Raw genomic sequence first — 11,682 nt, 5'->3', positions numbered from 1 at the left:
CGCTAAGGCCGACCGGTTGGGTTTATCCCGACCATGATCCCGTTGATCAGGCTGGCGACGCTTTGATGCATCTCCATCTCTGTCGCATTGCCTGCTGCATTCTCATGCGCAGCCGCCGCATCGCGGAGCACGCCTGCGATCTCGCGTTCGGGCAGAAGTTTGTGGTCATTGATGGCGAGCAGGAGAGCCTCGCAGATGGAAAGTGCTGCCATTCCTGCATGATCTGTCTGGCCGGGCATCGCGAGGCGTCCTTTTGGTATAGAAGAGGATCAGGACAGGGGCAGAATCCTGATGAGCTGCATCACCCTGACAGGAAGTTCTGTCGGCCGGACTGATCCAGAGCAGCCTGCCCGACTGCCTGTCGTGAACTCCGCACCAACCGGGAGAAGCTGTTGACCCATATTGAGAGCAGTCCGCTGACCCGGAAGCTGTCGACCTTCGTGGCCCTGTCGGATGTGGATCTGGAGACACTTGCGCGCTTTCATCGGCGGCGCAGAACCTTCCTCGCCGGGCATGAGATGATGCACGAGGGCCAGTCGAATGCTTCGGTCTACATTCTGGCCGAAGGCTGGGCCTGCTCCTACAAGATGCTGCCCGATGGCGGACGGCAGGTCATCAACTTCCAGATTCCCGGCGATTTTCTGGGTTTGCGCAGCATCCTGTTCCGAACGTCAGACCTCAGCCTCGAGGCGCTGACGGATATCGAAGCCTCCGAGGTCTTTGCCCCCGATATCCTCGGCGCATTTGCCGAGGCGCCCCGGCTTGCCACCGCCGTCCTCTGGGCCTCATCCCGCGACGAGGCGATGATGGTCGAGCATCTGGTCAATCTCGGGCGGCGCTCAGCGGTGGAGCGGATGGCGCATCTGCTCATGGAACTCGGGGCACGGCTGAACCATGTGGGGATCGGCGACAGGACGGGATTCTCCTGTCCCCTGACCCAGTATCATCTGGCCGATGCCCTTGGTCTGAGCGCCATTCACGTCAACCGGGTGCTGCGGCAGTTGCGGGAGGACGGGCTGGTCACGTTCCGGCAAGGCAAGGTGACCTTCAACAATTTCGAGGGCCTTCAGGCACTGGCGGGTTTCGACACCGGATATATGGATCATGCAGGGCCGTTGCTGCGTTGACCCGCCTGCAACGACCATTGAGGAGGCAGGCCTTGCCGCCCTTGTCGCCCTGACAAGCGAGGCTGCACAATCCGCACGCCGGATATCGTCGGTTGCGGGCTCCGCAGCCTCGCTGGAACTTGTTACGACCTGCTGACTGGCTCCCCGCCAGCGCCTTTCCGTATAACGGAGTCTTGGAGCGGCTGACTGATCCAGGTTTGCATGGGCCGATATTCAGCATGCCATCGCGTTCCGGGGAGCCGGAAGTGCGACGGTCGCATCCATTTTTGATTCAGGCATAATTCAGAGAGGACGCTAACACCGATCAGCCCCGGCGGCGGACGATGATCGTATGGTCAGAACGCTGCCGTGTCGCCGCGCCGAAGCGAAGGCGTCACACGCGGACAAGTTTTTCAGACCTGATCGGGGGCTACAGATGAACATCCGCTCATCCAGGAAGCAGGTGACTTTCGCGCATCCGTTCACCTTGTCAGGTTACGCCGATCTGCTGCCCGCCGGAAATTATGATGTCCTCGTCGAGGAAGAGCTTCTGCAGGGGTTGAGCTTTGAGGCCTACCGCAGGACCTCGACCCATATGATTGTCACAGGACGGGCTGGTCGGGCGGAGATGCGACCGATCACTGAGAAAGACCTTGAGGCCGCGATCGGGCGAGATCAGGCAGCACCTCAGCCGGGTGGCGCAGAATGAGTGATGATCCGGTGAGCCTTGATGCCCGGCGTAGCACCGAAGGACAGATGGCGACGGATTTTCGCCGTCATGCTCTCAGGGAGTTCGAAGCCGATCAGGAGGCCCTGCGCAAACGCCAGGAGGAGCTTGAAGCGCAACTTCTCGCCGAGCCATCGGTGACATGGATGGAGGCAGCGGTTAAGGCCCAATACCTGATCCGTCGCTACGCAGAGACCGCGGAAGCAAGGGACGCCCGTAAGCAGAAGCTGATCCAGCGCGCCCTCGGAGATCTGGCGCGACTGATCGAGAGCGAACCGAAAAAACCGTGAAAGATTCCCTGCCTGACGATAACGACCTGCAACGCGCCCTTACGGATGCACCAAGGGAACGATCCTGCCTGCGATGCCAGACGATGTTCTGGAGCGAGGGGTTCGGCGAGCGCATATGCAAACGCTGCAAAGGGTCCCATTCGTGGAAGAATGCCGTCCCCGTTTCCCCGGGCTCTTCGCGAAAGTCCTGAAAAGCATTCTCTGCGGGCATAGCGGCGGTCGAAAGCAGGATACACGTGGTCTTTCTCGAAACGGTTCATACGACCACCTACCGATATCGAAGCGAGGTCTCCCTCGGACCGCACCGTATGATGCTTCGGCCACGCGAGTCCCGGGACCTGCACCTCCTGTCCCATGACGTTTCCCTGTCTCCGGCTGCGGAACTGTCATGGGCGAATGACGTCTCGGGAAACGTGATCACCACGGCCACGTTTTTGCAGCCGACCGCCTGCTTGCGGATCGAGAGCCGCGCGAGGATCGAATTGACGGCTTCGCCCTCGCCAGGATTCGCCATTGCGCCCGCCGCGATGCGCTGGCCGTTCCTCTACTCCGGTGACGACTGGACCGACCTCGGTGCGCTGGCCATGCCACAATATCCCGATCCTGAAGGTCATTTCTCACGCTGGGTCGAGGGGTTTGTCTACGGCTGGCGCACCGACACGCTGTCCCTGCTCATGGATATCAGCGACGGGATATCCGACCGCATTTCCTATCAGAGCCGGGAGACCGAGGGCACGCAATCGCCGCTTGAAACCCTGCATCGTGGCTGGGGGTCGTGCAGGGATTTCGCGGTCATGCTGGCGGAAGCGGCAAGGATACTCAAGTTCGGCGCACGTATCGTGTCCGGATATCTGTTCGATCCCCGTGAAAGCCTTGTCGGATCCACGGGGCCGGGTTCGACCCATGCCTGGACCGAGATCTATGTGCCCGGCGCGGGCTGGATCACTTTCGATCCGACCAACCGGAGTGTTGGTGCAAGGAATCTGATCCCGGTGGCCGTGGCCCGCGATGTGCGCCAGATCGTCCCGGTTTCGGGCAGCTTCATCGGCAACAGTGATGCACTTATCGAAATGGCGGTCAGTGTCACCGTGACTGCGGGGAGCTTGAACCAAGCCTCATCTTAACGTGGCGCTGGTCGGCCGCGCGAACCGAGGTGTGGGCGGTCACGCGGACTGAAGCGGGATATGCAACCGAACCAGGTGCTGCGCGCCGTCCAACAGCGCGCGTGTGTCGTTGTCCTTCGAATGGATGAAACCTTCGGGAGCAATGTCGCCCTGCGTAACCCGGATATCGATGGCGGTGCCGGCCACCCGCACCGTTGCGGAGAAGCCAGGCCAATGCGCAGGCAAGCACGGTGCGATCCGCACATGATCGCCCTCGCGCCGGATGCCGAGAATGCCCTCGACCGCAGCGCGATACATCCAGGCCGCAGACCCGGTGTACCATGTCCAGCCGCCCCGTCCTTCATGCGGGCCGACTGAATAGACATCCGCCGCAACGACATAGGGTTCGACCTTGTATCGTCCGGCGTATTCCGCGGTCAGCGCATGGTTGATCGGATTCAGCATCGCGAACAGGCGCACCGCGCCGTCGCCGTCACCCAGCTTAGCTCGCGCCAGTATCGCCCACATCGCCGCATGGCTGTATTGGCCGCCATTCTCACGCAGGCCGGGGGGATAGCCCGCAATATATCCGGGATCGGGGCCGAAGCCGACGGCCGCATTGTCAAAGGGCGGGGTGAACAGCAGCGCAATACCCGGATCGGGGCGGATCAGATGCCGTTCGACCGAGGCCATCGCTGTCGCGGCGCGGGCCGGATCGGCCTGACCTGACAAGACCGCCCAGCTTTGCGCGATCGAGTCGATCCGACACGCGGTTGCCGCGGCAGAGCCAAGCCAGGTCCCGTCATCGAAGGTGGCGCGGCGATACCATTCCCCGTCCCACGCTTCCCGCTCCAGCGCCGCGCGGAGGTCGGTAGCATGTGCCTGCCAGCGCACGGCGCGCACCGGATCACGGACCTCGGCCAGGGGAGTGAGGCGGCTAAGCGTATCGAGAAGCAGCCAGCCGAGCCAGACGCTCTCGCCGCGCCCCGCCTCACCAACCTGGTTCATGCCGTCATTCCAGTCGCCGGTGCCGATCAGCGGCAGGCCGAGCGCGCCTGTCAGCGCGATGGTGCGGTCGAGGCCAAGCGCGCAATGCTGCCAGAGTGTTGCATCGGTTCCCGATGGCTCGGGTTGGAAGAAGGCGTCATGCTGGTCCGATGCCAGTAAAGCTCCCTCAATGAAGGGAACCCGCTCGTCCAGCACCGCGCTGTCGCCTGTCACCGCAATATATTCCGCAGCGGCGTAGGCCAGCCAGACGCAATCATCCGATATTCGCGTGCGCACGCCTTGCCCCGAATGCGGCAACCACCAGTGCTGCACATCGCCCTCGGGGAATTGTCGTCCGGCCGCGCGCAACAAATGGCTGCGGACACGGTCGGGCTGAGACAGGGTCAGTGCCATGCCATCCTGCAACTGATCTCGGAACCCATAGGCCCCACTGGCCTGATAGAAGCCGGCGCGCGCCTGAATGCGGCACGCCAGTGTCTGGTACTGCAGCCAGCCATTGACCATGACATCCATCGCACGGTCCGGCGTTTCGATCTGCACGGTTCCGAGCACGGCCTCCCAATGCGCTTCGACCTCGGCCAGCGCGGCATCAAGATCAGTCTTGCGGAGGCGGCAGATCAGGGTTCGTGCGTCTTCGACAGAGACCGTCTGGCCGAGGAAGTGGTCAATGACGATCTGAGCACCCGGCGCCAGCTCTACCTTGCGTTCCAGAGCCATGCAGGGATCGAGGCCTGATCCGGCACGACCCGCCAGCGGTTGTCTGAGGCTGACCGCCAGTGGCATGGTGGGTGCGCCGCCCCGGCCCAGAAACCCGGTGCGGTCGGTGGTGAACCCGCTTTGAGCGCCCGCTAGGTCGACGAACATCACCCGGTCAGGAAAGGCCGTGTTCCACGGATTACGGGCAAAGAGCGCGCCGGTCTCACCGTCGCGTTCGGTGGTCAGGAACGGCGCCGACCCCGCGCGTGACGGGCCCATCACTGGCTCGGCATAGCTGATCACGGTCAGCCGCCGGGGCTGGGCGGACAGGTTGCGCAGGGTCAGGCGCGAAATTTTTACTGGATCCGCGAGCGGCACGAATTGCAGCAGGTCAAGGCAGATCCCCCCCGCCTGGTGCTGAAGCCGGCTGTAGCCAAAGCCATGACGCGCGATGTGACGCCCCGCCTGGCGCAAAGGAGCAAAGGTGGGCGAGAATACCTCGCCCGTGGCATCGTCGCGGATGTAGAACGCCTCTCCCGTCGGATCGGCCACTGCATCGTTCGACCAAGGTGTCAGGCGGTTCTCTCGGCTGTTCCCGGCCCAGGTGCTGGTGCTGCCTGTGGCCGAGACGTGAAAGCCAAGGCTGTCATTGGCAATGACATTGATCCAGGGCGCCGGTGTCGGGATGCTGCCGTCGAGGATCGTAACATATTCCCGGCCCTGCCGCGCAAAGCCGCCGATGCCGTTGAAGAACTCCAGTTCTTCGACCGCTGGTGGGCTGGCCGTGGCAGGGAGTTGCCGCGCCCGTGTCGCCGGGGGCTCCTCTTCGCCAATATCATCTGCCAGGATTGCAGCGATCTGTTCGGCCAGGGTGCCGCGCCGCGCCACCAGATGCACCCGCGCCACCGAGATCAGCAGCGACCGCGCCTCGGGCGAGATCAGATCGGCGCGCAGGGCATGTGTTTGCCCACCTCCACCGCCATCCGGCGCCCGCGAGCCCCTCAGCGCCGCCTCGATCCCCGTTTGCAGGCCCTGAACATAGGAGGCGGGATGCTCGTTGAGGATTACCAGATCCACCGCCAAGCCTTTGCCACGCCAATATTCCTGCGCCAGCAGCATCTCATGCACCCGCGCGATGTCGGCGGCATCGTCGATGCGCAGCAGCACGATGGGCAGATCGCCCGAGACGCCCATCGGCCAAAGTGCAGATTGCTTGCCTGCGCCCGTGGCAACAAGATCGGCACGCGCCCGGAAACGCATGTCCGAACAGAGGATCGGCGCGGTGAGGCGCTGGAAGCCGGCTGCCTGCACCGGTGTGATCGCGAGATGGCGCAGTTGAACCTGTGCCTGGGTCCAGGCAAGTGTTTTTGCCCTATCAAAGGCATTGCGGTCATGGTGTCGGTCGATCAGGTCGGTGAGCGCATCGCGGGTCGGCGCGACCACTGTCCAGAACGCGAGTTTCACGGTGCCGCCTGCCGGGATCCTGACCCGCTGACGCAGCGCAAAGACCGGGTCCAGCACAGTGCCGATCCCTCCCTCCAACCGGCTCCCCGGGATCAGAGCCTGCGCCGAGGACAGGTCATTGTCGCGCCCGACAAAAGCAGCGCGGTCGGTCTCGAATTCCATCGCCGCGGAAAGCTCACCCTCCACCACCAGAAAATGGGCCGCCCAGACCGGGGTTTCATCAGGGGAACGCGGCCTGCGGGTCGCGATGACCGCGCCGAATTCCGGCAGGTATTCGGTCTGCACGAACATCCGGGTAAAGGCGGGATGCGCTGCATCCGCAGCCTGTGTGGTCAGGGCCAGCTCGGCATAGGATGTCAGTTCTACCTCACGCGGACGGCGGGACGTGGAAGTGATTGCAACCCGGCGCACTTCGGCATCATCCTCGCCCGAAACGAGCACATCCATCGCTGTGGATAGAGTGCCCTGCCTGCGTGAGAAGCCGACGCGATCCTCAAAGAACTGCACCTCGCGCTGGTCGTCGTCTGCCGCGCCCTCGACGGAATGCAGCTGGCCGCCCTGTAGATCGCGTAGCCAGATCCGCGTGCCGCCGGTGTCACGCGTGGCATCCGCCTGCCATCGCGTCAGGGCGATGTCGCCCCAACGGCTATAGCCGCCGCCGGTTGTGGTCAGCATCACCGAATAACTGCCGTTCGACAGGATATGGCTGACCGGCGGCCCCTGTGGGGTGCCTTCGATCAGCGCCATCCGCTGCATGTCCAGCGCGCTCGGGCTGTCGGGCACCGCCACGGCTTCAAGGCGCGGCGTCACGGCGGGGATGTCGCGCGGGATGCGTTCCTGCAAGACAAGCTCGGTCGCGCGTATCATCGGCTCGGCATGGAAATGCGACCGGATGCGGCCAGACTGCAGGACATTTGCGATGGCGACGATGGTCATGCCCTGATGATGCGCCATATAGCTGCGAACCACGGCAACGGTTTCGCCGTCAAGCAGCCGCGAGGGCGTGAAATCCAGCGCCTCATAAAACCCGTAGCGACCACGGCCTCCAGCCGCCGCCAGCGCGGCATAGTTGCGGTGAGCCTCGGCCGGGGCGAACATCGTCGCAAGCCCGGTGGCATAGGGCGCCACCACCAGATCGGTGGCAAGGCCGCGCTTCAGCCCCATTCCCGGGATACCGAAGGTGGAGTACTGGTAATTCATATCCAGATCGCGAGCGTTGAAGCCGGATTCCGATATGCCCCAGGGGACCCCATGCCGGCGGCCGTAGGCGCGCTGCCCGGCCACAACCTGCCGGTTGGTCTGATCGAGCAGGCTGCCCGATGGCTCCTCCATCACCAATGCCGGCATCAGATATTCGAACATCGAGCCGGACCAGGATACCAGCACCGACCCGCCGCGCGCGGGCGTGGCGGGTCGGCCCAGGCGGAACCAGTGGCGCACCGGCACATCGCCCTTTGCGATGGCGAACAGGCTGGCCAGCCGCGCCTCGGAGGCCAGAAGGTCATAGCAGCTCTCGTCGAGGGCATTGTCGTTGCGGGACCAGCCGATCGACAGAAGCTTGCGGTCTGGATCGAAGAGAAAGGCGAAATCCATCGCCAGAGCCATGGCCCGCGCCTGCGCCGCCAATGCGTGCAGCCGCGGCGGCAGCGCGGCGGGATCATAGGGATGAGCGTTGCGCGCGCATTGATCACACAGGGCCTGCAACCATTCGCGAAGATCATCGGCAAATGGTTCGCTCGCCAATGCCCCCTTGGCCTTTACGGCCAGACGAAGGATGGCTGGCCAGGCGACGCTTTCGCCGGGGATGAGTATTGCAGCCTCCAACCCGTCCAGGAGGCCGCTGATGGGCACTCCGCCGCCATTTTGTGACTGCCGGGCAAGTCGGAGTGTATCGACAAGGCCCGCGCGTTGGGTGTTGCTGTCCGGCCAGCCTTCATCGCTTGCCCAGCTTTCGCAGGCGTTTGCCAGAGCGATCAGATGCCCTGCCAGATTCCCGCTGTCGACCGATGAGACATAGGCCGGGTTGAGCACCTGCCCATCTGCCGTCCCATACCAGTTGTAGAAATGCCCTTTATGCTTCGGCAGTTCTTGCATCGTGGCAAGGGTAGCCTCCAACCTTTCTGTCGCCTCGACGGTTCCGATCCAGCCGAAATCGCGGGCGGCCACGCAGGACAGCAGATAGAGGCCCATATTCGTGGGCGAGGTGCGGGCCGCAGTCAGCGGCACGGGAACTTCCTGATGGTTGTCGGGCGGCAGATGGCTGTGATCCGCCGTCACGAAGGTCTCGAAATAGCGCCAGGTCGCACGGGCGATCACGCGCAGGTCACGCGCGGCATCGGGGGACAGGGTATTCTGTTGCGGGCCGGCAGATGGACGGCTGATCCGGAATGCGATGAACGGCGCACAAAGCCACAACGCCGCAAACGGCAGCGCCAGCGGGGCCGCAGCAGGCGCCAGTGTCACGGCGCCGGTCACCAGAATTACGCCCAACCCCATCCCGCCGGCCATGAAGAGTGAAAGGCTCCAAAGCCCGGGCCGCGCCCGGCCAGATGCCTGGGCTGCAGTTGTCCACTCCAGAAGATGGCGGTGAGAGACACCGGTCCGCCACAGACTGCGCAGAATGGCATCCATCATGCGCGAGGCGTTATCGGCGAGGAAAGTCGCAGCCAGCCCGACCCGCAAGCCGGCCATACCCAGATCGCCCGCCGACTGGCGAAGATGGCTGGAGGAGTCCAACCCCGCCCGACGCGGGATCACCCCAAGGATCGTCGGCCAGACCACCGGCAACGCCAGCGCGGCCAACAGCAGCAGCGTGGCGCTTAGCGCAGCCTTTCCCGGCAGCAACCACCCGAGCGTCAACGCCGCGAGCATGGACGGTGCGATCAGCGAGCGGCGCAGCGTATCGGCCATCTTGACCCGTCCCAGCACCGGCACCCCGGGCGCGAAGAGCCAGCGCAAAAGCTGCCAGTCGCCCCGCGTCCAGCGATGTTGGCGGCGCGCGGCAACGTCAACACGGCCAGGAAAGGCCTCGATCAGTTCGACATCCGAGGCCAGACCCGCGCGGGAGAAAATGCCCTCCAGCAGGTCATGGCTCAGCAGGGTATTGTCAGGCACTCGCCCCCGCATCGCCGCCTCGAAGGCGTCGACGTCATAGATACCCTTGCCGGTAAAAGACCCCTCGCCGAACAGATCCTGCCACAGATCCGAGGCCGCCGAGGCATAGGGTTCCATCCCGCCCGGCCCTGCGGTCGCCTTTTGATAGAGCGTGGCGGGCAGGCCTGACTCCAGCGATGGGGTGACACGGGGTTGCAGAATACCGTAGCCGCTGGTCACCCGGCCCAATGCGGGATCAAAGATCGGACGGTTCAGCGGATGGGCGATCTTGCCGATCAGACGCGCCGCCGTGTCGCGCGGCATCCTTGTGTCGGCATCCAGCGTGATGACATAGCGCACATCGGCAGGAACGACGGGCACGCGCCCATCGGCTTCGCGGAACCCCGTATCCGTTGCCCCGCGCAACAAGAGGTTCAATTCGTGCAGCTTGCCGCGCTTGCGCTCCCACCCCATCCAGACGCCCTCGGACGCATTGAACTGCCTGGGGCGGTGCAGGTGCAGGAAACGCGGGCCCGCCGGACCAGGCGGATGGCGACGGTTCAGGGCTGCGATGCCCTCTGTCGCCTGTTCCAGCAGTGCCGCATCGCCCGGCATGACCTCATGCGGGGCGTCAACGTTGTCCGTCAGCAGAATGAACGTCAGATCGCCGCCTGCACCAGAAAGATGATGAACCTCTAACGCCTCTATTTGCGCGCGCAGATCATCGTCGCCAGACACCAATACCGGGACCGCGACAACCGTACGAAACTCGGACGGCACGCCTGCCCTCAGATCGAGGCCCGGCAATAAGGTTGCACCGATACCGCCGCCCAAGATGCGGTCCACCAGCATCACCGCAACGCCGCTGGCCGGCAGCACCATGGCCAGAAGCCAGAGAGCCCCGACAACTCCACCCGTGATCCACATGACGCACAGCGATAGCAAGACCAGCGTCAGAACCGCGATAGCGCCGAGATAGCCACGCAGGCCCGCGGCGATCCCCCATCTGCGAAACCTCAGATGGATAGGGGGGCGAAAGCCGATCTCCTGTTCAAAGGCCGGTCTTCCTGCCGCGATCAACGACCAACCAGGATCCGCCCGCATGGTCCCTGCGGGCGCTGCCGATGCCCGTCGGCATGCCAAAGCGACGACTTCTCCCTCGCTCAGTGCAACACCGCGCGCGAGATCCTCGACCCCACTGCGGTAAAGATTGCGACTGGGAAAATCCATTGCCGCATAGCCGGGATAGTCGCGCAGATCAGCCTCGACCAGGCTGACGCTTTCAAAGAGATCAGACCAGTCGGTCGCGGAAATTCTGCGCATCGCGGTGATGACATTGCGCAGAGTGACGTTCGAGGCGCCCTGTCGTTCCTGTGCGTGGCGGACGACAGTGTCGATATTCGTTCCCTGCGTCGCCAGAGTCTCCTCAAGCCAGCCGAGCGCGGGATTGGTGCGCGGATCGCGGTCGCGCATGCGTTTGGCCAGTTGGGCGGCGAACACCTCGGACAGCGGGCGTCCGGCGAGGCGTGCCACTTCGGGCAACAAGGCGGTATGTGCCTGACCCGGGGCACAGATGCGATCAGCGAGGCTGTTGGCATCGAGCCGGTCAGCGCGCCCCATCGTCATCTGATCCGCCAGCCGGCGCAGGTTCTCGATCAGAACGATGCGCAGGGTGATGGCAACGGCCCAGAGCTCGCCGATCGTCAGCGGCTGCACCGTTTGATATGCGACGAGGTAACGGCGCAGGATGTCCGGATCGAAATGGCTGTCGGTATGGGCCACGAATGCCCAGGTCACGCCGAAGACGCGTGGGTATCCTGCGAATGGACCATCCGCCAGTTTTGGCAAAAGACGATAATACCCTTCGGGAAGATCGGTGCGAACTTCCCGGATCTGCGCCTCGACGAGGTGGTAATTGTCCAGAAGCCAGGTCGCGGCGGGCACCACTTCGCGCCCGGCTGCAACTTCACTGGCGCTGGCGCGCCACGCCGTAAGCAACACCTTTGCATTGTCGTCCAGCCGGCGGCGCAATGTCCGGACCCTTTTTGTCCGTTCAGCCACCGGCTGCGCAGAAGCCAGCGAGATCGCGTGCTGCTCAAGCCGCTCGGCGCTGAAAAGTTCTGCGCGAACAGGTGCCGTATCCGCCCAGGGGTGACCCGGCACGATATCACGGGTCGTCATCCCGGCAGAAATAC

General features: G+C 63.9%; 6 protein-coding genes. 4 read left to right on the top strand and 2 right to left on the bottom strand.

The window, feature by feature from the left end; genetic code table 11:
• Positions 1-2 precede the first annotated feature (2 nt).
• On the bottom strand, positions 3-239 hold the full coding sequence (locus tag CX676_RS21995) for a hypothetical protein (protein ID WP_101754917.1): 237 nt from the start codon (positions 237-239) through the stop codon (positions 3-5).
• Between the two features lie 153 nt (positions 240-392).
• Between CX676_RS21995 and CX676_RS21990 the strand changes: the two genes are divergently transcribed.
• The 4 genes from CX676_RS21990 to CX676_RS21975 all read left to right on the top strand — a co-directional run bounded on the left by CX676_RS21990 (position 393) and on the right by CX676_RS21975 (position 3,247).
• The gene (locus CX676_RS21990) at positions 393-1,127 is read left to right on the top strand and encodes a Crp/Fnr family transcriptional regulator (RefSeq protein WP_101754916.1); all 735 of its coding nucleotides are present in this window, start codon (positions 393-395) and stop codon (positions 1,125-1,127) included.
• Positions 1,128-1,542: 415 nt separating this feature from the next.
• Positions 1,543-1,815, top strand: a complete 273-nt coding sequence (locus tag CX676_RS21985) for a hypothetical protein (RefSeq protein ID WP_101754968.1) — start codon at positions 1,543-1,545, stop codon at positions 1,813-1,815.
• Positions 1,812-2,123, top strand: coding sequence for a hypothetical protein (locus tag CX676_RS21980; RefSeq protein WP_101754915.1), 312 nt, complete (start codon positions 1,812-1,814; stop codon positions 2,121-2,123). Before CX676_RS21985 ends, CX676_RS21980 begins: the two co-directional genes overlap by 4 nt.
• A 236-nt stretch (positions 2,124-2,359) precedes the next feature.
• On the top strand, positions 2,360-3,247 hold the full coding sequence (locus CX676_RS21975) for a transglutaminase family protein (protein ID WP_101754914.1): 888 nt from the start codon (positions 2,360-2,362) through the stop codon (positions 3,245-3,247).
• Between the two features lie 39 nt (positions 3,248-3,286).
• Here the strand turns inward: CX676_RS21975 and CX676_RS21970 are convergent, their stop codons facing one another.
• A complete protein-coding gene (locus CX676_RS21970; RefSeq protein ID WP_101754913.1) occupies positions 3,287-11,668 on the bottom strand; it encodes a GH36-type glycosyl hydrolase domain-containing protein in 8,382 nt (2,793 codons plus the stop codon).
• Between the last annotated feature and the right edge of the window lie 14 nt (positions 11,669-11,682).

The organism is Paracoccus zhejiangensis (assembly GCF_002847445.1).
Lineage (GTDB): Bacteria > Pseudomonadota > Alphaproteobacteria > Rhodobacterales > Rhodobacteraceae > Paracoccus > Paracoccus zhejiangensis.
Note: the sequence above shows the minus strand (reverse complement) of the source record. Positions and strands in the feature narration are given on the sequence as shown.

Excerpts from the sequence above, each read along its gene's own strand:
- CX676_RS21995 (WP_101754917.1), bottom strand. The coding sequence starts at position 239 with ATGCCCGGCCAGACAGATCATGCAGGAATGGCAGCACTTTCCATCTGC.
- CX676_RS21985 (WP_101754968.1), top strand. The coding sequence starts at position 1,543 with ATGAACATCCGCTCATCCAGGAAGCAGGTGACTTTCGCGCATCCGTTC.
- CX676_RS21980 (WP_101754915.1), top strand. The coding sequence starts at position 1,812 with ATGAGTGATGATCCGGTGAGCCTTGATGCCCGGCGTAGCACCGAAGGA.
- CX676_RS21970 (WP_101754913.1), bottom strand. The coding sequence starts at position 11,668 with ATGACGACCCGTGATATCGTGCCGGGTCACCCCTGGGCGGATACGGCA.